This is a genomic window from Frankia sp. AvcI1 (assembly GCF_001420875.1).
Lineage (GTDB): Bacteria > Actinomycetota > Actinomycetes > Frankiales > Frankiaceae > Frankia > Frankia alni.
Genome location: NZ_LJFZ01000007.1, coordinates 126,953 through 152,248, shown reverse-complemented (window position 1 = coordinate 152,248; position 25,296 = coordinate 126,953). Strand labels below are relative to the sequence as shown.

General features: G+C 73.8%; 15 protein-coding genes and 5 pseudogenes. 7 read left to right on the top strand and 13 right to left on the bottom strand.

Annotated features, from left to right (window positions below):
• Positions 1 to 1,688: 1,688 nt before the first annotated feature.
• Positions 1,689 to 2,502 (top strand): alpha/beta hydrolase family protein (locus UK94_RS09790; protein ID WP_268761269.1); only part of this gene is annotated, 814 nt, incomplete at its 5' end.
• 64 nt (positions 2,503 to 2,566) lie between these two features.
• Here the strand turns inward: UK94_RS09790 and UK94_RS09785 are convergent.
• Positions 2,567 to 3,409: an SGNH/GDSL hydrolase family protein gene (locus tag UK94_RS09785; protein ID WP_011604432.1), complete on the bottom strand. Its 843-nt coding sequence runs from the start codon at positions 3,407 to 3,409 to the stop codon at positions 2,567 to 2,569.
• 1,823 nt (positions 3,410 to 5,232) lie between these two features.
• On the opposite strand from UK94_RS09785, the gene UK94_RS09775 reads away from it, so the two are divergent.
• Positions 5,233 to 5,940, top strand: coding sequence for an NAD(P)H-dependent oxidoreductase (locus UK94_RS09775; RefSeq protein ID WP_083866799.1), 708 nt, complete (start codon positions 5,233 to 5,235; stop codon positions 5,938 to 5,940).
• Positions 5,941 to 9,984: 4,044 nt separating this feature from the next.
• On the opposite strand, the gene UK94_RS09755 is transcribed toward UK94_RS09775, so the two are convergent.
• From UK94_RS09755 to UK94_RS46050, 5 genes and pseudogenes are all read right to left on the bottom strand, one after another.
• Positions 9,985 to 11,139 (bottom strand): magnesium transporter CorA family protein, encoded by a 1,155-nt coding sequence (locus UK94_RS09755; protein ID WP_231861649.1) that lies wholly within the window; start codon positions 11,137 to 11,139, stop codon positions 9,985 to 9,987.
• A 191-nt stretch (positions 11,140 to 11,330) separates the two neighbouring features.
• Positions 11,331 to 11,692: pseudogene (locus tag UK94_RS46070) on the bottom strand (alpha-ketoglutarate-dependent dioxygenase AlkB); the annotation flags it as partial.
• Between the two features lie 270 nt (positions 11,693 to 11,962).
• A pseudogene (locus UK94_RS46060) lies at positions 11,963 to 12,608 on the bottom strand (MFS transporter); the annotation flags it as partial.
• 1 nt (position 12,609) lies between these two features.
• Positions 12,610 to 13,115: pseudogene (locus UK94_RS46055) on the bottom strand (MFS transporter); the annotation flags it as partial.
• A gap of 1 nt (position 13,116) precedes the next feature.
• A partial coding sequence (locus UK94_RS46050; protein WP_268761284.1) for an MFS transporter occupies positions 13,117 to 13,345 on the bottom strand: 229 nt, incomplete at its 3' end.
• Between the two features lie 311 nt (positions 13,346 to 13,656).
• Between UK94_RS46050 and UK94_RS09740 the strand changes: the two genes are divergently transcribed.
• The 3 genes from UK94_RS09740 to UK94_RS09730 form a co-directional block, all read left to right on the top strand.
• Positions 13,657 to 14,031: helix-turn-helix domain-containing protein (locus UK94_RS09740; RefSeq protein WP_268761268.1), on the top strand; the 375-nt coding region annotated here is incomplete at its 5' end.
• A 148-nt stretch (positions 14,032 to 14,179) separates the two neighbouring features.
• A complete protein-coding gene (locus UK94_RS73310; protein WP_055749545.1) occupies positions 14,180 to 15,664 on the top strand; it encodes an Hsp70 family protein in 1,485 nt (494 codons plus the stop codon).
• Between the two features lie 271 nt (positions 15,665 to 15,935).
• A complete protein-coding gene (locus UK94_RS09730; protein WP_055749544.1) occupies positions 15,936 to 17,018 on the top strand; it encodes a histidine kinase in 1,083 nt (360 codons plus the stop codon).
• Positions 17,019 to 17,032: 14 nt separating this feature from the next.
• On the opposite strand, the gene UK94_RS09725 is transcribed toward UK94_RS09730, so the two are convergent.
• The 7 genes and pseudogenes from UK94_RS09725 to UK94_RS46015 all read right to left on the bottom strand — a co-directional run.
• A complete protein-coding gene (locus UK94_RS09725; protein ID WP_055749543.1) occupies positions 17,033 to 18,172 on the bottom strand; it encodes a hypothetical protein in 1,140 nt (379 codons plus the stop codon).
• 110 nt (positions 18,173 to 18,282) lie between these two features.
• Positions 18,283 to 18,552: a LuxR C-terminal-related transcriptional regulator gene (locus UK94_RS46035; protein ID WP_268761283.1), complete on the bottom strand. Its 270-nt coding sequence runs from the start codon at positions 18,550 to 18,552 to the stop codon at positions 18,283 to 18,285.
• A 13-nt stretch (positions 18,553 to 18,565) separates the two neighbouring features.
• The coding region (locus tag UK94_RS46030; protein ID WP_235487226.1) for a response regulator at positions 18,566 to 18,945 on the bottom strand (380 nt) is incomplete at its 3' end.
• Between the two features lie 129 nt (positions 18,946 to 19,074).
• Positions 19,075 to 20,598: a hypothetical protein gene (locus UK94_RS34625; protein ID WP_055749542.1), complete on the bottom strand. Its 1,524-nt coding sequence runs from the start codon at positions 20,596 to 20,598 to the stop codon at positions 19,075 to 19,077.
• A gap of 21 nt (positions 20,599 to 20,619) precedes the next feature.
• Positions 20,620 to 21,164: pseudogene (locus UK94_RS46025) on the bottom strand (MFS transporter); the annotation flags it as partial.
• A gap of 1 nt (position 21,165) precedes the next feature.
• A pseudogene (locus UK94_RS46020) lies at positions 21,166 to 21,467 on the bottom strand (MFS transporter); the annotation flags it as partial.
• Between the two features lies 1 nt (position 21,468).
• Positions 21,469 to 22,230 (bottom strand): MFS transporter (locus tag UK94_RS46015; RefSeq protein ID WP_235487225.1); only part of this gene is annotated, 762 nt, incomplete at its 3' end.
• Between the two features lie 212 nt (positions 22,231 to 22,442).
• Here UK94_RS46015 and UK94_RS09700 point away from each other — a divergent pair.
• Together UK94_RS09700 and UK94_RS09695 are read left to right on the top strand one after the other, a co-directional pair.
• Positions 22,443 to 23,087 (top strand): TetR/AcrR family transcriptional regulator, encoded by a 645-nt coding sequence (locus UK94_RS09700; protein WP_083866797.1) that lies wholly within the window; start codon positions 22,443 to 22,445, stop codon positions 23,085 to 23,087.
• A gap of 316 nt (positions 23,088 to 23,403) precedes the next feature.
• Positions 23,404 to 25,212, top strand: a complete 1,809-nt coding sequence (locus UK94_RS09695; protein ID WP_011604411.1) for a serine/threonine-protein kinase — start codon at positions 23,404 to 23,406, stop codon at positions 25,210 to 25,212.
• Positions 25,213 to 25,296: the final 84 nt, after the last annotated feature.

Sequence of the window (25,296 nt, the reverse complement as noted above, 5' to 3'; positions counted from 1 at the left end):
AGGTGGCGGCGTTCCCGGCGGCGGAACCCCGGGCGGTGGCGTTCCCGGCGGGGGCACCCCAGGCGGGGGGACGCCCGGTGGAGGTACGCCGGGTGGCGGCACGCCAGGCGGGGGCACGCCAGGGTCGGGGGGGTCGCACACGGTCACGGTGACCGACACCACGGGCAAGCCGCTGGTGCCGGCCCAGACGGTGCCGACCAAGNCCGGGTCGACCACCAACCTGTACATCGTCGGTGGCCCCGGCTCCTACAGCTGGCTGTCCCACCAGGCCGCGAACTCGCCCACGTCGGTCAACGCCGGCAACAGCGGGCTGGCCGCGGATGACGATCACCCGCCCGTGCTGGCCATCGGCGCGCTCGGCCTCGCGGTCGGGTCGGCCGGGGTCCTGTTCGGGTGGCAGCGCCGCCGAGCGTGGCTGGCCCGCCGACAGGGATGATCGAACATCGCCGACGAACGGCGACCGCCGGTCCGCCGTCCGAGGACGCCACGGACGGACCGGCCGCGCCGGCCGCGGGCCAGGAGCCGGTGCCGGGCGGGCCGGATCGGCCCAGGTCGCCGGGCACCCGGCTGGCGCGGACCCGTCGACGTCGCCGTGGCCGCCGCCTGCTGGTGGTCACGGCGACGGTCGCCGGCGTCGTCGGCGGCAGTGGCATGGCCGGATGGGTGGCGTCGAGACCCCCCGCCGACGTCGGTTCGCTCGCCGCGGGTGCGACGCCGGCCGCCTCCCCGGGGGCGGCGGCGTTCGCGAGTTCCACCCGAACGGGCGCCGCGGCGGGGACCGCGGCGCCGTCGCCGTTCACCGATGCCCAGACGGTCCAACAACGCCGGCCGACGGCCGTCGCCGCGGCGAGCCTGGGCATCTCGGCGCCGGTGACGGTGGCCTCCGTCAACGCGACCACGCGCGCGCTCAACGTGCCGGTCGACCCGGCGATACTGGGATGGTGGGCGGGAGGCGCGGCCCCAGGCGCGTCCTCGGGGACGGTCGTGCTCGCCGGGCACGTGGACTACAACGGCCGCCCCGGCGCCCTCTACCCGCTCAGCCGGGTCGAGACAGGGGCCCTGGTCGAGATCACCAGCGCCGACGGCACGAAGCACGACTACCGGGTGGTGACCCNCCGGCACGTCGTGAAGACCAGGTTGGCGGACACGGGTGTCTTCCGGACGGACGGCCCGCCCCGCCTGGCCCTCATCACCTGCGGCGGCGCGTTCAACACGACCACACACAGCTACCGCGACAACCTGATCGTCCTGGCACTTCCCGTCTGAGCCGGCTTACCGGCTGGCCGGGTGGCCGGGTGGCCGGGTGGCACGCCCGGACGGGCGCAGGCCCGCTCCATCACACGCTGGTCGCTCCGCCCCACGCCGGACGCCGCCGGGTCACGCATCCTGGACCTGGCCTTACTCGGCGCATACCCACAAAAATTGTGCGTAAACGGACGATTCCCTAGTGTCTCGCCCATGAGAACGCGGATGTGGAGACGGCGGATCCTGCTGCCCTCGATGATCGCGGTGAGCACGCTGGTCGGCCTGACGGTCGGGGGCGCCCCGNCACGGGCGGCGACGTGCCCGGCGACGGGGACCAGCAGCGACGANGGATCGTCGATCACCTGTGTCACCTCCCCCGTGGCCGGCGACGCGCGCCTGGTCGACGTCACGATCCACTCGACGGCCATGAACGCCGACGAGTNCGTGCGCCTGCTGCTGCCGACCTCCTACGACACCCAGCCCGACCGGACCTGGCCGGTGCTGTACCTGCTGCACGGCGGGGCGAGCAGCAGCGACATGGCCTCCGACCACACCGACTGGTCGGAGAACACCGACGTCGAGAGCCGGACCGCCGGCCGCAACGTGATCGTCGCCATGCCCGACGGCGGCAGCGCCGGGTGGTACAGCGACTGGGTCGGCGACCCGGCCCGCTGGGAGACCTTCCACACCGTCGAGCTGCGCCAGCTCCTCGAACGCAACTACCGGGCCGGCTCCGACCGGGCGATCGCCGGCCTGTCGATGGGCGGATTCGGCGCGCTGTCCTACGCGGGCCGCCACCCCGGCGACTTCAAGGCCGTGGCCGCCTACAGCGGCGTCGCCCACCCCTTCGGCGACCCTCAGGGCTTCCAGATGCTCCTGGCGGGATCCGGGAAGGACATCAACGCCCTGTGGGGCGACCCGACGACCACGTCCGGGGCGGCGACCTGGCAGCAGCACGACCCGTACTACCTGGTCGACAACCTGGCGTCCATCCCGGTCTACATCTCCTCCGGGGACGGCACCCCGGGCCCGGACGACGACGACCCCGGCCTGGTCAACCTGGAGACGACCACGAACACCCAGAGCCAGGCGGTCGCCCAGCACCTCGCCGACGCCTACGTCGCCGCGCACCCCGGGGCGAGCGGCGATCCGCTGCTCACGACGCACTTCTACAGCCCCGGCGTGCACACCTGGCCCTACTGGTCGCGCGAGCTCGACGCCTCCCTGCCCACCCTGCTCACCGCGATCGACGCCTAGCCGTTCGCACGCGGGCGGCCCCGGTCGCGGTGCGTTCTGCACGGTCTGGGCCCGCGGAGATCTCCTACGGCCGCGAGTGGACAGGCCCCACCCGTCCAGGCCGCGTCCGGTCCCGCGACGGCGGTGTGCTCGCCGCCCGGTAGGCGGCGAGCAGGTGGGAGCCGATGAGGGCGTTGCCCCGCGCGGAGGCGTGCAGGCCGTCGGGGGCGAACAGGGTCGGGTCCGCGCCGAAGCGCCGTGACACGGCGGTCCGCAGGGTCACCGGCGTGCCGCCGGCCGCGGCGACCGCCGGCGTCTGCGCCCGTTCGAGCAGCAGGCCCAACAGCCAGAGGACCTCGCGCAGCGGCGAGCGGACGGCGGAGATGACGCTCAGGTCGGGCGTGGTGCCCACGATCACCCGGGCACCGCCGCGGCGCAGGTCGGTGACGGCGCCGGCGAGGTGGCGGGCGGCGGCCGCCGGGGAGGTCCGGTTGCGGATGTCGTTGACGCCGATCGAGATGACGGCCAGGTCGGGCGCCGCGGGGGCGACCCGGGCGACCTGGGCGGCGAGATGCTCGGCCCGGGCGCCGTCGCGGGCGGCGCTGACGACGCGCACGTGCCGGCCGCCCCCGTCACCGACGCCGTCACCGAGGGCGCGGGCCAGCCAGCCGCCGAGGGTGTCGTCGTAGTCGTGCACGCCGGTGCCCTGGGCGCTGGAGTCGCCGAGGATCCCGAGGGTGAACGGCGGATGCGTGGGGTTGCCGTAGTACTCGCGCACCGGCGGCGCGGGGGTGGTCAGCGGCCGCACCCGGCCGTCGGCCGCGCCGCCCTGGTACAGCGCCAGACGCCACACCCCGACGCCCGCCCCCACGAACGCGCCGCTGCCCGCGGCCCCCGCCGACAGCAGCAACCGGCCTCGCCCGATCATCGCTCCCCCCTCCGGCCACCGACGGGTGGCACGTCCCCCGGCGATCGATCCCCGCCCGCGGCGCCCGTGCCCGCCCGACCGGCGACGCTCGTCACCGGCGGGTCGAACGGACCCGCGACGCGAGGCCGGCGACGTCCCGCGGGCCGTGCTCGGCGAACGCGACGCGGACGGCGGACAGCGTGCCGCGGGCAGGCCCAGATTTTACCCACGGCAGTCGTCACCGCCAGCCGATCCGCCAGCACCGCCCACCAGTGCGGCGCAGCGCCGGAGAGGTACTTCCGATTGGGCGAACGNCGTCCCCGGCCCCCGATCCTCCGCCGCCGTCGCCCCGCCGCGCAGCGGGGCGACGAAGGTCACCACGCCTGCCCGCGGAATACCCGAGACGACCACACGACGCTGTTTACCAAGCCGTAACGGAGAATCGATCCCCGGCCTCCGGACGGATATGGTTTGCTTCCCTCATCCCTCTCGCGGCGGAAACGCCCGCCCGGGCGGGGCACGCGGATCCGGTCCAGATACCGCGTACGGACCGGCGAGCCCGTGAGCGGCGACGAACGTGCCGCCTCGGCGCCGGCGACCTCGGCGACCCGGCCACCCCGGCTGCTGCGGTGACCCCGGCTGCTGCGGCCGTTCTGCCGGATCATCGGCCTGCGCTCGGCGCTCGGCCGGCGCTCGGCGCCGACCCTCACCAGGTCCGACCCAACACCGGCCACGGCCCACCACCTGCCGCGGACACGAACACGGACACGGACACGGACACCATCGGATCCAGNCCATCCCGAATCTGGCACACCCCGGACCCCGCCCTGCCCTGCGGCGGCCGACCGGCGCCCATCCCTCCATCCACGCCCCACTCCCGCGGACGGATGCAATGACCTCACAGAATTCGTCGACGGTCGCCNACCTCACCATCCTCCCCCTGTCACCGAGGTTCGGCGCGGAAGTCGGCGGAATCGACCTCCGAACGGATCTGACCCCGGAACGGCGCGCACTNCTCCGTACACTTCTCTTTGAACACGGGGTGTTGGTCTTCCGGGATCAGGCGCTGGACACCGCCGGTCACGTCGCGTTCGCCGAGGCGTTCGGCCAGATCCTGGTGTTCACCAGCGTCGTCGACCCGGAGCCGGCCCGCCCCGGCGTTCACGAGGTCCACGGCGGCAGCGTCGGCTGGCACTTCGACGCCAGCAGCCTGCCCGCACCGCCGGTGGCCACGGTCCTGCGGGCCGTGCGCGTGCCGGCCGAGGGCAACGACACCCTGTGGGCCAGCGGCGTGGCCGCCTACCAGGCGCTGACCCCCGAGCTGCGCGCGCTGGCGACCGGCCGGTACGTCACCCACGGCCGCGGGGTGGTGCGCGGCCCCGACGACGAACGCCCCGTCGTCGCGCACCGGCTGGTCCGCCGGCACCCGCACACCGGCGAGCACTACCTCTACATCAACCTGCCGGACTGGGACAGCCCGCTGATCCTCGGGATGAGCCCGGACGACAGTGACGCGCTGGTGGCCGAGCTGCGCGCCGCGTACCNGCGCCCGGAACACCAGATCCGCCTGCACTGGACGCCGGGGACGATCGTGCTGTGGGACAACCTGGCCGTCCTGCACAGCGGCACCGGAGAACACGATCCCGACACCCGCCACCTCGTGCGGATCTGCCTCGCCACGCTGCACCCGTGACCACCCCGGGCGGACCGCGGGGATCGCGCGGATCGCGGGGATCGCGCGGATCGGCGCCTTGACATGAAGTCGGGTTCAGCATCCAGGCTAGGTACACGTGATCGGATGACCACCGCGGCACCCGACGCGACGCCCGGAGGAGACCCACCCGATGCCACCCTCGACGCCGCCGATCGCCCCGACGTCGGCCGCCCCGACGTCAGCCGCCCCAACAGCAACCGCCCCGGCTCCCACCACCACGTCGACCACCGCCCCGGCACCCACCGACGACGCCGCCCGGCCGCTCGCGCTCGCCGTGATCGTCGGCAGCGTGCGGGCGGGACGGCTGGGGCCGGCGGTCGCCGGCTGGTTCGCCGGCCACGCCCGTGACCGTGACGACATCCACCTCGACGTCCTCGACCTGGCCGCCTTCCCGTTGCCCGCCGACATGGCCGCCGCCCCCGGTTCGCCGCCCGAGCGGCTCGTCCGCGAGCTCGGGCAGCGCCTCGCCGCCGCGGACGGGTTCGTCGTCGTCACCCCCGAGTACAACCACAGCTACCCCGCGGCGCTGAAGACCGTCATCGACACCTACCGCGAGGAGTGGTTCGCCAAGCCGGTCGGGTTCGTCTCCTACGGCGGGGTGAGTGGCGGCCTGCGGGCCGTCGAACACCTGCGGGCCGTCTTCGCCGAGCAGCACGCCGTCACCGTCCGCGACGGCGTCAGCTTCCACGGCCCGAACGCCGACGACTTCACCGCGGACGGCCCGGCGGGCGGGGCGGGCTCGCCGGCGTACGCCGCCGCCACCCGTCTGCTCGACCGGCTCGGCTGGTGGGGCCGGGCCCTGCGCCACGCCCGCGCCACCGCCCCCTACGCCGCCTGAGCCACCGGAGCCACCGGAGCTATCGGAGCCATCCCTGACCGCGACCCCGCCACGGGGTCTACGTCGATCGCCGCCTGCTCCAGCGGCACCGCGCCACGGTCCGTTGCGCGCGCCGCGGCGGACGACACGGTCGGGGTCCGTCGCCCCCGGACCGGCCGGCCGGGCGCCCTTGCGCGGCCGAGTGACCGNGCCATCGCCGACCACGGGACATCACAGCGTCCAGATCACGGCCTGGGGCACGAAGGCCCCGGCGACCGCCGAGCTTCCCACCACCGTCTGAGCCCCGGTGATCGCCGCGGCGAAACTGTAGTCGCCGCCGAGCGTGCCGAGATCGGTGGTGGTTCCCTGGTACCAGCGGATGGCGTGGTCGTTGCCGGCGGTGTTGAGCGCGGTCGCGCAGACATATCCCCGCGCACTGATGNCACCCGGATCGACGCGCAGTCCGAAACCCGTGATCCGAGTGCGCCGGCCCCGGCTCCAGACGAACGCGTTGATCTCCGTTCCGATGCTGCGCACCAGGATTTCGCCGTTNTCGTTGATGCCGACCGCCTCACTCTGCTGGTCGCCGGAAAGAACGCCCAGATCACGCAGCACCCCGCGCTCCCACAGAAATGCCCGACTGCCCCCGCCGACAGTCTCACTCGTCCCCGCCACCTGGCCGCGGGCGTTCAGCCCCACCGCCCGGCTCCAACCTCCGCCGAGGGTGCCGACGTCGTGGATGCGCCCGTCCGACCAGACGAAGGCATGGTTTTGACCGGTCGCCGTCGCACTGGTTCCGCAGACCTGCCCATGGTCGTTGACGGCCACGCCCTCGCTCGACGGCCCGCCGAGCGTCCCCAGGTCGGTCATGACATTGTCCGCCCAGAGGTAGGCGTGCCGGTCGCCGCCCGCGACGCTGGAGGTACCCACGATCCGCCCGCGGGCGTCGACGCCCGCGGCCTGGCTCCACCGGCCGCCCAGCTCGTCGGTCCCGCCGAGGTAGCCCAGCGGCTGGTGACGGCCGTGGGCCCAGCGGAACGCCTNCCGGGTGTAGTGGCTGACGAGATCGNCGACGACGACGCCCGACTCGTTGATCGCGGTGGGGCGGCTGCTCTGCGGCAGCACCCGCAGCACGCCGGCCCGCCAGACGAAGCCGCCGACCTCGAACGCCGAGCGCTGCCAGAAGCCCGCCACCAGGCCGTCGACGTTCCCGCAGACCACCTGGCCGGGTCCCACACCGGTGGGGTCGGGGATGGCTGTGGCGGCCAGCGCCTGTGGGCCGGTCCGCTCCCGTGCGGACGGCTGCGCGGGGAGCGTCGCGGGCCCGCCGCCGCGGCCGGCGACTCCGTCGAGGACCGCGCCGGACCGCAGCCTCGAAGGAAAGCTGTTCCGGATCCGGCTGACCGGCAGGGCGGGCGTCAGAGCTGACAGGAGGCCTGCCTGTACGAACGCGCGTCGATTTTCCACCCGGGTTCCCTTCAAGCCTGTCGGNGACGTAACCGTCGATGCGTGGACGGCGTCGCGTTCAGCGATCCCCCGCGCTTTCCCGACCCGCCCTCCGGGTCGGCACTATCCCATCGGGACGATCAGACGGCCGGCAGCGACACGACCCCGGACCCTGGAGCCGGGTCCGTTTCCGGGAGATCGAGAGAATTCGGAGCAGCGATAACATCTCGCTGACCAGACTTTAACCGGGCGCTGGTTGGCCGTAGGAGGCGGTAGCGCACCCGGCCGCCGTCGGCATGAATCGTCGCCATTCCCCCTCGGAGTGGGCGGACTGCGGACATCGCGGCCTAGATGGTTACGATTCGCAGGGCGTCTCCGGCACCCTCCCGACGAACCGTCCGCTCACTGAAGAGCAGTTGCTCCGCCCTTGCCAGAAGATCCTGCGGTATCACCAGCAGAACCATCGGATACTGGAGTTCAAGCTTGACCAGGAAGGGCTGGAGCCGCTGGATCTCGACCACCGTGTGACCGAGCTGGACCACGCCGACCACGCCGCCGTCCAACAGGACCAGCCCGTCGGGGACGGGCACGCCGGGCCTGACCGCGTCCATGTTCTCCACGTGCCACTGACGAGCGCTCACCCAGCCGCGCACCTGCGTGCCCACCACGCCCTCCTCCTCGATCCGCAGCCGGGCCCTGGCCACCAGTGCCTGGTGGATGACGNCCATGGGATGGGAGACGGCGATGGGCACGGTGTCCAGATCGNCCCGGATGACCAGGTGCACCCCGGTCGGCGTGAGGTGGACGAGTCGTCCCTGATAGGTGAGCGCGTGCTCCGCGTGGACGATGNCCGCGCTTTCCCACCGCCGCACGACCGCCCGCACGGCGTTCCTTGTGATTAGTCGCTGCGGATCCAGGAGATGCGGGATGTCCGATTCGAAGATGGCCACCATATCGTAGATCCACTCCAGCGCGAACAGGTCACGCCGGTTGAGCCGGATGGACCCNTTGTCCGCCCTGGTCCGACGCTGGATGTCGGCCATATGCGGTTAGCCGGCGAGCGGCGGTGGAGGCGGCGATGGGGGCAGAAAGTCGACCCCGCCAGGAGGGGGCTTGCAAGACGGTTGTGATTTCCGGTTCATAGCCGTGACTATACCTGAACCAGCGCCTTGGAATGAGCTTCCCCACCCGCCCCTCGGGGCACCGGGAAGCGCTGCACGAGAGGCAATTCATTGAATGAGACACACGGCTGGGACAGTGTCTGTAGATTGCCTGGTCACCGCCCTGCCGGGGTCCGCCCAGCAAGAACGTATCCACCCAGAATTGGACTCTCACCCAAGAAGGACGGTCCGGTCGAACGTCGGATCCGGCCACGGTGCGCGCGCCCGCCGGTCCCGCCGGTCCCGCCTCCGCGGTCGAGCGTGGCCCGGCCGCGCGAAACCGACGCGGTCACGACCCCGGGAGTGCGAGAGCGAGTGCGGCAGTGAGTGCGGGAGGAAGCGAGCCTCGGCCGGCCCGGCCGAGGGCTCCGGGAGTCAGATGGCGACGATCTGCAGGCTGTCGCCGGCGCGACCTCGCCGATCGCGACGTTCANGGGAGAGAACGCCCTCGGTCCTCGGCAGAAGATCCTCCGGAATCACCACCAGGACCACAGGATATCGGAGCGCGAGCTCAGCCAGGAAGGGCTGGATCCGCTGGACCTCCACGACCGTGTGACAGACCTGAACCACCCCGACCGTGCCGTCATCCAGGCAGACCAGACCATCGGGATCAGGCCCGGCGGCCCGCACCATCGCCACGTTCTCCACCTGCCACCGGCGGGCGCTCACCCAGCCGAGCACGCGCGCGCCCGCCACGCCACGCACCTCGATCCGCAGCCGGGCCCGCGCCACGAGGGCCTGGTGGATGACTCCCATGGCGGCGTGGTCAGCGGCCGGCCCGGTGTCGAGATCGGCCCGGATGACCAGGCGGGTCCCGGCCGGCGTGAGCTGCACCAGTCGACCCTGGTAGGTGAGGGCATGCTCCGCCGGGACGATGCCCGCGCTCTCCCACCGGCGAACGATCGCCCGCACGGCGTTCCTCGTAATCGGCTTGTTCGGATCCAGTAGATGCGGGATGTCCGATTCGAAGATGGCCGCCATATCGTAGATCCACTCCAGCGCGAACAGGTCACGCCGATTGAGTCGAATGGACCCTTTGTCCACTCGCGTCCGGCGCGGGAGGTCNCTCATCCCCGGCTAGCCGGCAGACGACGGCGCCGGAGAAACGAGGCAACCCGGTGGGGACTGCCGAGCAGGTGGCATCTGATCCATGCGCGGGATTGTACCCGGCCAGACACCAGGGAATGCCCCCACATCGCCACCCCTGAAGCGACGGAAGAGAGCCGCTCCCAGGCGGTCGGTCACCGCGCTACGCGGCCCTCCAGAACTCCGACAATGGCTGTACTCCGCCCTTCCACCGACCGGAGAAATCCGTATTCAGACAGATGGCTGCGCAAAGTTTGCTTTGCCTGCGGAAACGTCGGGCTCGGCGAGCCCGGGCCATCGCCGCGGCGACGATGACCGGCCGGACGTGGCCGGGCTCCGGTTCGCCGCAGCACCCACGGAGCGTGGCGAGCGCTCACAGCCAGCCCTTGCGGCGGAACACGACGTAGAGGATCGCCGCGGACAGCACGAGAACGAACAGGTCGACGGAGAATCCCCAGCTCTCGCCGCTGCCCGGGTAGGGGACGTTCTGGCCGAAGAAGCCGGTGATGAGGGTCGGCACGGCGATGATCGCCGCCCAGCCCGTCATCTTCTTCATCACGAGGTTCAGCCGGTTGCTCTGGATCGTCAGGTTGGTGTCCAGGATCGAATTGATCATGTCACGCAGGCTGTCGGTCCACTCCGTCGCACGCAGCACGTGGTCGTAGACGTCCTGGTAGGCGGAGACCAGCCCGTCGGTGACGAGCCCGGTGTCGCGGCGCATGAGGCTGTTCACCGCCTCACGCATGGGCAGGATCTCCCGGCGGAGCTGGACCAGGCTCTTGCGCAGCTCGAAGCTGCGCCGGTGCACGGTCCCCTCCGGCACGTCCTCGTCGAAGAGCATGTCCTCGAGGTCCTCCAGGGCGCCGTCCAGCGCCTGCACGGCGGTGAAGTAGCCGTCGACGACGACGTCGATGATGCCGTGGACGAGGTAGGCGACGCCGTGCGCGGCCAGGTCGGCACCGTGCACCCGGCGCAGCACCTCGTCGAGGTCGAACGTGTCGTCGCCACGCACGGTGACCAGCGTCCGCCCGGCGATGAACGCGGAGATCTCCTGGCTGACCAACTCCCCGGAGGCCACGTCGAGGCGCACGGCGTAGGTGTTGAGGAACAGGTGGGTCGGGTAGCGGTCCAGCTTCGCCCGCTCGCCGGCCGACAGCGCGTCCTCGACGGCGTGCGGGTCCAGGCGCAGCTCGTCGGCGACGAGGTGGAGCTGCTCGGCGTCCGGGGCGCACAGGTCCAGCCAGACCACCACGTCGTCCTGCCCGCGGAAGCGATCGACGTCGGAAAGGGGGAAGTTCTCCTCGGTCAGCACGCCGCCGCGGAACGCCCGGGTTCGCGCCGCGCCGCCGCGGGGGTGGCCCGCCGCCTCGTCGCCACCGGCCGCCGCCTGACTCGCCGGACCCGGCCGCCCCGATCGCCTGTCCGCGTCGAGGCCGGCGTCGGGACCGGGACCGGCGTCCGGGGCGGGACCGGCGTGGGCGCCATCGCCCACGCCGGTGTGGGGCGGGGGTGTGTCCGCCAGACCCACACGTCCGGATCCGCCCTGATCGACCATGGCCGCCACCGCCTTTCGCCTGCGTGCGGCCCCGCGACCGCTCCGCTGCGAAGGCGGTACCCAGGTCGGCCCGGTCACTCCCGTCGCGCACTGGACCGATCTGTCAACAAACCGATCCGCCGGTGTGCGCCTGCCGCGGGCGGTGGGGACCTCAGCGCACGTCNCGCGGGCGGAACTGGACGCTGATCCGGGGACCCACCGGGCGGGCCGACTTGGGCACCGCGTGGTCCCAGGTGCGCTGGCAGCTTCCGCCCATGACGATCAGGTCGCCGTGGCCGAGTTCGAAGCGCAGCGCCGGGCCGCCGCCACGCGGGCGCAGCAGCAGCGGCCGGGGGCAGCCCAGCACGACGATCGCCACCATCGTGTCCTGCCGGCCACCGCGCCCGATCCGGTCGCCGTGCCAGGCGACGCTGTCCCGGCCGTCGCGATACAGGCACAGGCCCGCGGTGACGAACCGCTCCCCCAGCTCGGCCGCATAGCGCTCGTCGAGCGCGTCGCGCGCCGCGGCCAGCGCCGGGTCGGGCAGNGCCTCGCCGCCGCCGTAGAAGGCCAGCAGCCGCGGGACGTCGACCACCCGCTCGTACATGGAACGCCGCTCGGCCCGCCAGGGGACCCCGTCGCGCAGCCGCTCGAACAGGGCATCCGCCCCCTCAACCCAGCGCGGCCGCAGATCCACCCACGCGCCCGCGGACAGCACACGCCGGCGCACGGCCCCCGCGAGCGGACCGACCTCGACCGACGCCGCCGCATCGAGCAGCGACGCCTGGAACGGGGCGACCTCCACCGACCCAGACTATCAAACACCCGTTCGATCGGGGCGGGTGCGGGGCAGGAGCACCAGCGTGACGAGAAGGGCGGCGGCGGCGAAGAACGCCCCGGCGAGGAAGGCGTCGTGGAAGACGTCGGCCCGCGCCTGGTGCACCAGCGCGGGCACGCCGTGCGCCCGGTCCGTCCGCTCGGCGAGGTCACGGAAGGCATAGGTGGCGGCGACCGCCAGGCCGATCGCGCCGCCCACCTCCTGGCTGGTGTTGATCAGGCCGGCGGCGAGACCCGACTCGTGTTCGCGGACGCCGGTGAACGCCACGACCTGGATCGGCACGAAGGACAGGCCGAGCCCCAGACCGGTACCGAGGAAGGCGGGCAGCAGGTCGACCGGGTAGGAGGCGTCGACGGGCGCTCGGAACAGCAGCAGCATGCCCCCGACGGTGAGCAGCAGCCCGATCATGAGGACCAGTCCGACGGGCACCCTGGTGACGAGCTGTGCGGCGATTCCCGCGCCGACCGCCACGATGACCGCGAGCGGCACGTATGCCAGCCCGGTCCGCAGCGGCGAATAGTCGAGAACCTGCTGCATGAAGAGGCTGGCGAAGAAGAACAGCGTCACCACGTTGCCGAACAGGAGCACCGCGGCGAGGTTCGCCGCGCGCAACGACGGCCGACGGNGAATTCCCAGCGTGATCAGTGGATCGCGGGCGCGTCGCTCGATCAGCAGGAACGCCCCGAGCAGCAGCGCGGAGACGGTGAATCCCGCCGCGATGAGCCCGACGGGCGGATCGGAGTCGTCGACGGTCTGCCCGAGAGAGAAGATCAGCAGGACCAGGCCGGCGGTCAGGGTGACCGCGCCGGCGAGGTCGAACGAGGAGCTTCGCCGGTCGGCCCGGCTCTCGTTCACCACGCCTGGCGCGAGCAGCGCGCCGAGCAGGCCGATCGGCACGTTGATGAAGAAGATCCAGCGCCAGCCGGGGCCGTCGGTCAGCAGGCCGCCGAGGGTCACGCCCGCCACGGACGCCACGCCGCTGAGCGAACCCCACACGCCGAGCGCCCTGGTGCGTGCGGGCCCCTCGGGGAAACTGCTGGTCAACAGGCTCAGCGCCGAGGTGGCGAGGAACGCCGCACCCAGGCCCTGCAGCCCGCGCGCGACGATGAGCTGGACCGCCTCCTGGGCGAACNCACCCAGCAGGGAGGACAGCGCGAACAGCGTCAGCCCGGTCTGCAACATCAGGCGGCGGCCGTAGGTGTCCGCGAGGCGTCCGCACAGCAGCAGGAATCCACCGAGCACCATGCCGTAGGTCGTCACCACGTACGGTAGACGTGTCGCGGAGATGTCGAGCTTGTCCTCGATGGTCGGCAGGGCGACGTTCACGATGGAGACGTCGAGGAAAGTCATGAAGCCGGCAATGCTGAGAAAGGCGAGGATGAGNCCGGGCCGGCGGCCGGACCCGGTCGGCGGAGAAGAGCGGACGACCGTGCCCCGCACGGATTCCGGNATGGACATGAAAGTGCTCCTGCTTCGGCGGCGCGCAACGGCGCACAACGGCGGACCGGAGGTTCGGGGCCCCCGGCACGAGCCAGTTCGACAGCGTTGGTCGAATGCATCGCGAAGCTAGCATTCCGGCTACATTAGGAACCTAGAAGAAAGCCACTATCCCGGAGGTGACCGTGCTCGACCCGCCCCAGACCCGGCCGTCCCCGGCCGCGCCGGCGACCGCNCTGCACCCGCAGCAGGCATGCCCCGTCTCGCCGGTGGTCGACATCGTCTTCAGCCGCTGGACCACTCCCATCCTCTGGACGCTGCACACCTTCGGCCGGCAGCGGTTCGTGGAGCTGGAGCGGCGGATCGGCACCATCACGCCCAAGGTGCTCACGCAGCGGCTGCGCCAGCTCGAACGCGACGGGCTGGTGGTGCGCACCTACCACCAGGAGGTGCCCCCGCGGGTGGAGTACGAGATCAGCGAACTCGGCGTCAGCCTCGCCCCGCTGTTCGCCGCGCTTGCCGGCTGGTCGCAGGCCAACGTCGACCGGGTCGAGCAGGCCCGGCGGTCCTTCGACGCGGCGCAGCAGGACCGTATGGATCACCGTCGGTAGCCGCGCCTCCGCGCGCCGTCCGGTCGTCCCGGCGTCGTCTTGGTGAAAAACAGGACAACTCCGGCCACGTAGGGTCGCCGGCCTTCTACTCTGACGGGGCACCGGGTGGAGGAGTCATGCGGACCGAACGTCGCGGGAGTCGGGCAGGGTGAGGTACGGACTCGGAGTCGATCTCGGGACCACCTTCACCGCGGTGGCCGTCGGTCATCCCGTCTCCGCGGGTCTCGGCCGCTGGGGCCACACCGAGATGGTGAGCCTGGGCAGCCGCAGCGTCGCCACCCCCGCCGTGGTCCACGCCGGCCCGGACGGCCGCCTGCTGACCGGCGAGGCGGCCGTGCGCCGGGCGGCGCTGGCGCCCGCCCACGCGGCCCTGGGGTACAAGCGCCGGCTCGGCGATCCCACTCCCCTGATGCTGGGCGACGCCCCGTTCTCCCCGGCGGCGCTGCTGGCCGCCTCGCTCGGCGACACCGTGCGCGCGGTCACCGACCTGCAGGGGGCGCCGCCGGAGACCATCGTCCTGAGCCGGCCGGCCGTGTGGGGCCCCTACCGGATGAAGCAGTTCGACGAGGTGGCGCGGCTGGCGGGGGTCGGCGACGTGCGGATGGTGACCGAGCCGGTGGCCGCCGCCACCCACTACACCGCCGTCCGCCCGCTCCCACCGGGAGCGATCATCGCCGTCTACGACCTGGGCGGGGGCACGTTCGACACGGCCGTCCTGCGGTTCCGCGCGGGCGGAATGGAGATCCTGGGCCTGCCCGAGGGCGTGGAGTGGCTCGGCGGCCTCGACTTCGACGAGGCCGTCGTGCATCACGTCGACCGGGAGCTGGGCGGGGCCGTCAGCGACATCGATCCGCAGGACCACGCCGGTGCCGTCGCGCTGGCCCGGCTGCGGCAGGAGTGCGTGCTTGCCAAGGAGGCGCTTTCCTTCGACGAGGAGACCGTGATCCCGGTGTTCCTGCCGACCGCCCGCGCCGAGGTGCGGCTCACCCGCGCGCGGTTCGAGGACATGGTCCGCCCGGCGATCCACTCCACCGTGGACGCGCTGCACCGCACCCTGAGCTCCGCCGGGGTCGAGCCGGCGGATCTGTCGGCGGTCCTGCTGGCCGGCGGTTCCTCCCGCATCCCCGCGGTGGCCCGCACGGTCGAGTCGGCCCTGGGACGCCCGACCGTCGTCAACGCGCACCCCAAGCACCTGGTGGCGCTCGGCGCGGCCCGGATCGCCGCCCAGCTCCTCGAACCGGCCACCCCCCACCGCGCCGCCGCCGGCACGCTCCCGCGACCGACCGCTCCCCGCCGGCCCGCCACCACGCCGCCCCCTCCGCCTCCTCCTTCTCCTCATCCACCGCCACCAGCGCCGCTGCCACCGCCACCAGCGCCGCCGCCACCAGCGCCGCCGCCACCAGCGCCGCCGCCGGCGTCCTACCTCCCCGTGGTCGTCGGTCGTCCCACCCCTGGATCCGCGGCCCGCGGGTTCGCGGGCAGTGCGCCGGCCGGGCCCCTGCGCCGGCCCGCGACGGACCCCGCGGCCTCGCCCCCCGGTCATCACCGACGCCCGGCGGTGATCGCGGCCCTGGCCGTCACCGTCCTGCTGCTGGCGGCACTCGTCGCCGTGCTGCGCGGTCAGACCGGATAGGAGGCGTGTCTCCTTGGNCACGACCTCCTGCATCCGCTGACCACCACCCCGGCCGCGGCTGCCTCCGGCCAGTCTTCACACCACGCGTGACCGGCAGAGCACGACGATGCCTCAGCCCGAACCCCAGTCGGATGATCTTGGTGTTCCGCGGAACCGCGCCAGCACCCAGGGTTGGGCTCCGGCGCAGCCGACCGGCACCAGCCGTCACGGTGCTCCCGCACACCATCCCGCGATCACCACCAGCTACGCGCCCACGGCAGGAGCCTGCGCCATGACACCGTCCGCTCCCGCGGGGCCGCTCGACCCCGGCGCCTCACTCGCGCCCGGCGTGCTGCGGGTGGCCGCCGAGCTGCCCTCCGCCGGCCCCCGCGGCGGCGACCTCACCCCGGTGGTGGCGTGGATCGGCGCACAGGTCGGAGCGGAACTCGTCGTCCTGCGGGTGCTGGACCCACAGGATCCGTGGGAACACCGGTGGTCGAGGCCAGGACGGGCAGACGGTCCCGCGGCCGCGACCGTCACCTCGGCGCACCCGATCCGCCATCACGGGGTCGAGGTCGCCACTCTCCTCGTGACCCTGACCGCGCTCCCTGAGCTGGACGAGCGGCGACGCCTGGACGAGCGGCGACGCCTGGACGAGGTCGCGGCCGTGCTCGGCGTCGTCATCGCGGGTGCGGCGGCGCAGACCGGGGCGCGTGCGGCCCGCCGCTGGGGTCAGGACGTGCTCGCCTGGATCGCGGACGCCCGCCAGCGTGCGGCGTCCCGGATGGAGAGCGAGCGCCACGCCCTCGAACGGGATCTGCACGACGGCGCGCAGCTACACCTGGTCTCGCTGCAACTGGCCGCCGCCGTCGTCGAACACCGGCTGGCCACCGCCACCACGGACGAGGACACCGCCACCACGGCGGTGGCCGATCTCGGCGCCCGGCTCGACCGCACCCAGCAGCTGCTGGTCGACACCGCGGCGGGGATCACGCCCGTGCCGCTGCAGGCCGCCGGCCTGGCTCCGGCACTGGCGCTGAGCTTCCGCGAGGCGCACAACGTCACGTTGGACATCAGCGCCGACGTCCGGGCCCGCCGCTATCCGCCGAGCGTCGAGAGCACGGTGTACTTCACCTGCCTCGAGGCGGTGAACAACGCGCACAAGCACGCACCGGGCGCCGCCGTGATCGTCGCCGTCCGCAACACCTATCAGGGGCTGTGGTTCGAGGTCGCCGACGCCGGGCCGGGCCTGGCCGACGCCGCCAGCACCGGCCTGGCGCAGCTTCGGGCCCGACTCGCCGCGGTGGGCGGCTCGCTGCACGTCAGCTCGGCACCCGGGGCGGGCACCAGGGTCGCCGGCACCGTGCCCCTCTGAGCGCCCCTGTGCACTCACCGCCGCGGAGCCGGCGGGACGTGCCGGACGTGCGGGGCCGGCGGGACGTGCGGGGCCGGCGGGACGTGCGGGGCCGGCGGGAGCGGCGGAGGGCCGGGATCGTCGTCGCCGGCGAGCCGCTGCGGCAGCCAGATGTCGACCAGCGCCGCGCCGGTCGGGGACGCCTGGCAGCGCAGCCCCCCGCCGAGCGCGGCCAGCAGCCGGGCGTCGTCGGCGAGGGCGGCCCGCAGTCGCTGCGCCGAGCCGGCCGGGTCGCACACCCGCACCGCGAGGCGCTCGCCGACCCGGGAGAAGTGGACCGACAGCGGCGCGTCGGCTGTCGCGGGCACGGCGGCGAAGACCACCGCCGTCGCGTGGTAGATCCCGGACTCCACCTCCCAGCCGACCCGCCGCCCGAGGTCGCCGGTGCAGTGCACCCGCCGGGGCAGGCTCGCGGCCAACTCCCCCAGTGCCGCCGCCGTCCCCCGGCTGCGCAGGGTCGAGGGGTGCACGGCCCGCACCACCGTGCGAAAGTCGTCGATCAGGTCGTCGACGGCCGCCCGAAGTTCGCGCAGGGTGGCCAGGGTCCGGCTGGGCTCGTCGCGGGCCGCCGCGGCGAACTCCCGCCAGCGCAGGGTCACCTCCGCGAGCCGGCGAGTCGTCCCGGTCAGCACCCAGCCGGCCAGACGGTGCCGCTCGACGTCGAGCACCGCGGCAAGGTCCGCCTCGACCGTCGCCGCCCGCCGCGCGAGGCCGGCCGCGTGGACCGCCTGCTCCCGCTGCGCGGCGTCCGCACGGACCTCGCGCAGCAGCAGCGCCACGCAGTCGGCCGTCTGGGCCAGCAGCTCGGCCGGCACCGCCGCGGCCGTACCGTCCTCCCCGTCGGTGACGACCAGTTCGCCGACCTGCGTTCCGCCGTCGCGGACCGCGGCGACCGCCCGCACCCCCGGTCGGCCCGGCCCGGCGTTCGCGACGCCGTCGGGCGGCGGGTCCTCGGGCAGCCAGAGGTTCGCCTGGCCGGTGCCGGCGGCCAGGGCCAGGTTGCGCAGCAGCGGCGCGACCCGCTGCCCCAGGGTGGCGCCGGCGGGCAGGGGGGCGACATCCTCGGTGAGTACGACCCACGCCGGCCGCACCACCCCGGGCGGCACGACCGTCACCGGGAGTCACCCCAACGGCGGAGACGCGCAGGAGGTCGGCGACGCGCAGGAGGTCGGCGACGCGCAGGAGGTCGGCGACGCGCGGGTCGGGATGGAGCGTCCACGGCCGGTCAGTCTCCCGATGCCCGGGCGTCCAGGTAGCGCAGGACCGCCAGCACCCGACGGTGATGCGCCGCCGAGTCGGCGGGCAGGTCCAGCTTGGTGAAGATGCTGGCGATGTTCTTCTCCACCGACTTCGCCGACAGGTACAGGGCGGCGGCGATGCCGTTGTTGGATCGGCCCTCCGCCATCAGTCGCAACACGTCCGACTCGCGGGGGCTCAGCGTCGCCAGCGGACCGCTGGGGCCGGCGGGGCGGTCGACGAGGCGGCGAGCGAGCACCGGTTCGATCACNATCTCCCCGGCGTCGATGCGGGCCAGGGTGTCGGTGAGGACCTGCACCCCGGCGATCCGCTCCTTGAGCCGGTAGCCGATCCGCTCGGTGCCGATCTCCAGGAAACGCATGAGGTACAGCGTCTCGGCGTAGTGCGACAGCAGGAGCAGCCCGGTGTCCGGGTGGCGGGCCCTGACCCGCGCCGCCGTCGTGAGGCCGCCCTCCGCGCCGGGCGGCATGCGGATGTCGACGATGGCGACGTCGACCGGTTCGACGGCCAGCAGGTCCAGCAGCGCGTCGCCGTCCGCGACGCAGCCGACGACCTCGTATCCGGCCGTGGTGAGCAGCAGCAACAGCCCCTCGCGGAACAGGGCGGCGTCGTCGGCAAGCGCTACCCGCACGTCGGCGCACCGTCCTCGCGTGGGCAGGCCGCAGGAGCGGCTGCGACCGGGCCGCGGGTCAGAGCCGAACGCGCGTCGTCCACGGGCGGATCGTTCCACGTCCACGAGATCGACGCGTGCCTTCGCAGATCACCGTGCGGGCGGTCGTCCAACGACCACGGCCGACGGTCTCACCAGTTGCACCCGACCGTCGCGGGTAACCGCCAGAAGCGTGGCGGGAACGGGGATCGGACGCTCGGGCGCCCCCTGCGGCGCTGCTGCCGGCGCCCTCTCGGGCGACTCCTCCGCCGTCGACTCCGCCGGCGGCGGCGCCTCCGCCAGCGACTCCGCCGGCGGCGGCGCCTCCGCTGCCGGCTCCCCCGCCGGGCTGCCGGCGTTCGCCGGCGCGGTCGTCGACGGACCGGACCGGACCTGCTGCGGCGCCGGCACCGCCCAGCGCAGGCGCAGCGCCTGCGCCGTACCCAGGCCCGCCGGGAGCACCACCCGCAGCCGAAGGCGGGCCGGGCCGGGCAGGGCGTCGGCGAGCCGGCCCAGCGCGGTGAGCAGACCGTCGCTCAGTCCGGCGACGAGGCCGGCCGCCGGTGCGTCGAGCAACAGATCGAACCGGCCGGGGTCGTGCGGCGCGGCGTCGACGTCGGGATCGGCCGGCCACCCCGCGTGGCGCAACGCGATACCGGCCGGGACGACCTGGACGAGCCAGTCGTCCTGCAGGCGGTAGCAGCCACCGCCGAGGTCGGTCAACCAGGGCGCGGGCGCCCGCCAGCGGGCCACGCGCGGCGGCCCGGCCGGCGGGTAGACGGACTGTTCGGCGAGCGGGTGCCACCAGCAGGCACGGCCGACGTCGATCGCGCTGACCCGCGGCCAGCCGTCGGCGCCGGTCAGCAGCAGGCCGTGCTGGGCGAGCACCGGACGACCCAGCCGGTCGGCGAGGCGCTGCGGCAGGCAGGGTCCGTCCGCCGGGTCGACGCCGTAGCGGACCACGTGCATCCCGTCGGGGTCGTCGGCGGCCGGCATCGCGCGCAGCAGGTCCGCGACGACGGGGACGTCCGGCACGGGCTCGCCCGGTGCCCCGACGATCACGCAGATCCCCCCCGACCGCGGCGGCAGGGCGTGCAGCGCCGGCTCGTCGGGCGCGGGAGGCAGCATGCCCGGCGCCCGCGCCCACAGCCCGGCGGGGACGGGCACGACGTCGAGGACCGCCGGGTCGAGCCCGCGGGGCACGTCGGCAGGCGACGGGACGCCGCGGCGTGCGGGCCGTCTGCCCATCAGCCGCCCGACCCCGCCGCCGCAGCTGCGTGCACCGCTGGCATGCTCCGCCTCTCCTGTGCCGGCCGCGCCGCAGTCCCTACTGCGGTCATCACTGCGGTCCCTGCCGGCTTCGCCGCCGCCCTTGCCCGCCTCGCCACCGCCCTCGTCGGCATCACGTACGGGCGCACGCCGTGGTTCACCCGTCAGGATGTCGTCGACGAGTGCGGCCGGCACGTCCGCCAGGCCCACTCCCAGGGCGTCCACGAGCGCGCCGAGGATCAGCCCGGCGACCTCGGGACGCGGATCGCCGACGGTGGCGGGGTCGAGGTGCCCCGCGATCGCGTCGCGGACCACGTCGGCGAGCTCGACGTCCGCGCCCCAGCGCAGCAGGTGCTGGCCCGCCACGGCGGCAGTGACACGTCTCTGTCAGATCCGGCCACCGTCAAGCGCCCCGGCCCCGGCCGTTCCCGTCACCTCCGTTCCCGCCTCCGTCGCGGGGTCGGGAACGGATGGCCGCGGTGTGTCCCCGACCGGGATCGGACGGGTCAGCAGCACGGTGAGGAAGATGACCGCGACGCCGATCGCGCCGACGGTGAACGCCTCGGCCACCCCGTGCGCCAGGACGTACCTCGCCAGCTCGCCGGGGGCGAGGCCGCCCGGCGCGTCGCCGCGTGCGTGCCGGGCGGCGCCGCCGAAGACGGTGACGAGGACGGCCAGGCCCAGCGAGCCGCCGACCTGCTGGGTCGTGACCATCATGCTGGCGGCCGCGCCGGAGTGCTCGGCGGGAACACCCGCGACGAGGCTCACGCTCAGCGGCACGAACAGCAGGCCCAGACCGGCGCCGAACAGCAGCAGCGGCCCGAGCACGACCGAGATGTAGCTGCTGGTCACCGACACCTGCGCCAGCCACAGCATGCCCCCCGTGCTCAGCGCCGCGCCCACCAGCATGAGCGGCTTGGGGCCCGTCCTCGNCAGCAGTCTCGACGCCCGTGAGGCCGACACCAGGATCCCCAGGGACAGCGGGAGGAACGCCAGCCCCGCCCGCAGGGCGCTGAGCCCGAGGACCTCCTGCAGGACCTGGGTGCCGAAGAAGAACATGCTCAGCATGCTTCCGGTCAGCAGCAGCATGAGCAGATAGGTCCGCGCGCGGGCGGCCTCGGCGACCAGCCGCAGCGGGACGACCGGTTGCGCGGCCCGCGACTCGACGACCAGGAACGCCGCGAGCGCGACGACGGCGAGCAGGAAGGCGCCGAGGGTTCGCCCGTCTGCCCATCNGTCCGAGGACGCACGCAGGAACCCGTAGACGCCGGACGCGAGCCCGACCACGGAGCTCAGCGCCCCGGCCGCGTCGAAGCGGCCCTCGCGACGCGGCGGCGTGCGCAGGTAGCGCGGGGCGAGCAGCAGGATGACGAGCCCGAACGGCACGTTGATGAACATGACCCACCGCCAGGACAGCCAGGTGGTCAGCATTCCGCCGGCGATCAGCCCGATCGAGCCGCCGACGCCGGCCACCGCCGCCCACGCCCCCATCGCCCGGGTGCGGGCGGGGCCCGGCGGGAAGTTGGCGGCGATGAGCGCCAGCGCGTTCGGCGACGCGCACGCGGCCCCGACGCCCTGCCCGACGCGGGCGGCGACGAGCATCCACGGCGCGGTGGACAGGCCGCCGAGCAGCGAGGCGATCGTGAACAGGGCGATTCCGCCGAGCAGGGTGGCCCGGCGCCCCATCAGGTCCCCGGCCCGCCCGCCGAGCAGCAGCAGGCCGCCGTAGGCCAGCGTGTAGGCGTTGATCACCCACGCCAGGTCGGTGGCGGAGAAGCCGAGGGACTCCCGGATTCTGGGCAGCGCGACGTTCACGATCGTGATGTCGAGGACGAGCATGAGCTGGCAGGTCACGATCGTGACCAGCGCGATCCGGGCGCGCCTCGCCTCCTGTGGCGACGGCTCGGCAGCGGTCTGCCCCGCCGACGAGGACGACGCCGGGGACATGGACGACGGGGACATGGACGCCGGGGACGAGGACGACGGGGACGAGGACATGGCAGCCTCCCGACCAGACTTCTTAAGATACGAATCCGTATCCAATGCGGGAGGGTAGCAGAGCGCCGNCACCCGAACACCCACCTCGTCGCCGACCTGCCCGGCCCGCGCCAACCCCCTGCCCGGGTACCCTCGGCACCGGGCCGTCGATCCGCCGCCGGCGCCCGATCGACGTCGATCCGGCCGGCCGACGGGACGGGAGGCAGGCGATCGTGGGCGTGGTTCCCGCCGATGCACCGCGCGCGACGGTGACCGGCGCCGCCCGCACCGGCGCGGTCGCCACCCGCCGCCGCGGTGACGGGCTACTGGCGGCGATCTTCGACGCGGTCTTCGACCAGCTGCGGACCGTCGGCTATGCCAACCTGACGATGGACCGGGTCGCGGCCGCCGCCGGCACCAGCAAGACCGTGCTGTACCGCCGCTGGGCCGCCAAGGAAGACATGATCGCCGACGCCGTGCGGTACCGGCTGCCCAACCCGGGCGACGTACCCCTGACCGGCGACGTGCGCGCCGACGTCCACGCGCTGCTTCGCTGCGTGCAGGCGTCGTTCAGCGCCACTCGCGGCACGGCGCTCCAGCTCGTGTCGGCCGAGGCGGGCTGCGGCCGTCCCGCCGTCCGCCAGACGATCATCGACCACGTGGTCGAGCCGTGCGTGCGGCTCATCGGGGAGGTGCTGCGCCGGGCGGCCGAGCGCGGCGAGATCCGGCCCGAGTCCGCCAGCGAGCTCGTGGCCGCCAGTGGACCCGCCATGCTCGTGCAGTACTCGCTGATCCGCGAGCCCATCGTGCCCGACGAGTTCGTCGCCGCCGTCGTCGACCAGATCGTCCTGCCGCTGACGGCCAGGTCCGCCCGCTGACCGCCAGGTCCGCGGGCGTCGAGCACGGCTGAACACGGTCGAGCGGGGCGGCCACCCCCCAGCCCCGACCAGAGGGCGACGAGGGCGACCGGCAAGGCGTATCCGGGTCATGTCCTGAAGCCTTCGGCTCTGCACTAGTTTGGTCCTGACCGAAGGGCGTCGTCACGACACGCGGCGAAGCCCCTCCGGCAGGCCTTGACCCATGGCCCACACCCATGGCCCACACCCATGGCTCTGACCCACAGCCGTGACCCACAGCCCTGGCCCCAGCCCCCCCCACGACGGAGTGTGATGAGTTCTGCGGACGGACGCGTCGATGCAGAATCTTGAACCGGGGGATCCGTCGACGATCGGGCCCTACCACCTGCGCGCCCGGATCGGTGAGGGCGGCATGGGGCGGGTGTTCCTGGCCACCTCGCCCTCCGGTCGGTTGATGGCCGTCAAGATGGTCCGGTCGGAGCTGGCCGGGGACGGCGGCTTCCGTGACCGTTTTCGGCGGGAGGTCGCGGCGGCGAAGCTGGTCAGCGGGGCGTTCACCGCCCCGGTCGTGGACGCCGACCCGGACGCGGCGACGCCGTGGCTGGCCACCCAGTACGTGCCCGGGCCCTCGCTGCACGAGGCGGTGGCGCGCTGCGGGCCCTTCGGGCCGACGGTGCTGCGTCGGCTGGGCGCCGGCGTGCTGGAGGCGATCGTCGCCGTGCACCGCGCCGGCATCGTCCACCGGGATGTGAAGCCGAGCAACGTCCTGCTCGCCGCCGACGGACCGCGCCTGATCGACTTCGGCGTCGCCCGGGCCGCCGACCACACGGAGCTCACCCGGGCGGGCGACGTCGTCGGCACCGCCGCCTACATGTCGCCGGAGCAGGCCGCCGGTGGTGCCGCCGGGCCGGCGGCCGACGTGTTCTCCGCAGCCGCCGTCCTCGTCTTCGCCGCCACCGGGCGCGGCCCGTTCGGGCGGGGCGACCCTGCCGCGATGCTGTTCCGGGTCGTGCACGGCTCCCCGGACCTGACCGGGGTGCCGGCCGATCTCGGCGACGTGCTGCGGTCCTGCCTGGCGAAGGACCCGGCCGCGCGGCCCCGCCCCGACGCGCTGCTGCGCTGGTTCGCCGACGGGGTGGAGGTCGCGGCCGAGACCTGGCCGCCGTCGGTCATCAGCCTGGTGGCGGAGCACGCCGCCGCGATCGGCGCGCACCTGCCGCCGACACGCCCGGACCCGTCCGTCTGGTGGGAGACCCCGGACGCCCCCCGCTCACCGACCCGGATCATGGCCGCGACCTACCAGCCACCCCCACCAGCTCCGCAGCCCCCGCAGCCCCCGCCGCCCGCGCGGACGCCCCCGCCGCAGACACCCGCACCCCCACGGACGCCCCCGCCGCAGACACCACCAGGCCCGCAGACACCACCAGGCCCGCAGGCTTCCCCAGGCCCGCGGACGCCTCCCCCGCGGCCGGCCCAGGTGCCCCGCCACCCCGCGGTCGCCGACGTCGTCTTCCCGGGACGGCGGCGGCGTCTGCTGGTCGTCGGCTCGCTGCTGGTCGGCGTCGGCGTCGTCCTGCTGGCTGTGGCGTTGATCGTCCTCGTCGACCTCCTGTTCACCTACCGGGGCTACAACTCCAGTGGCATCTCCGCCGCGCTCCTGGGGGCCGGCATCTTCGCTGTCCTCGGCGCCGGCGCGCTGTTCCCGGGTTGGTGGCGGCTGCGCTTCGGCCTTCGGCCGCCGAGGCTGACGATCGGCCCGTACGGCCTGCGCGCGCTGTGCAACGGGCAGCGGTACGACCGCGCCTGGCCGGAGGTCGTCCGCGCCGACGTGATCCGGCTGGGACGCCGGGAGGTGCTGGCGGTCTGGCCGGCGCGCCCCACCGCGCCCTGGACCGGCGGGCTGCCCCGGCCGGGCCGCCGGAACCCGAAGGGCCGCTACCGGTTCGCCTGGTACAACCCGGTGCTCCAGTGCGACATCGTGCTGGACATGGCACTGCTGCGGGGACGCCCCGCGCGACGCGTCTCCGCCGCACTCGGCGCGGTCAGCGTCGCCACGGGCCGCTCCGCCCCCGGCCAGGACCCTCTCCGCCCCGGCGCTGGCCCCGGGGCTGGCCCCGGACCTGCCGGCCCCGGCCCAGGGTGGTGATGCCGCGTCGTCGCGAGCTGCGGTGCGCGAGACGGACTGCGGTGCGTCGTGCACCATCCGGTCCGTCAGACCGTGCACACCGCA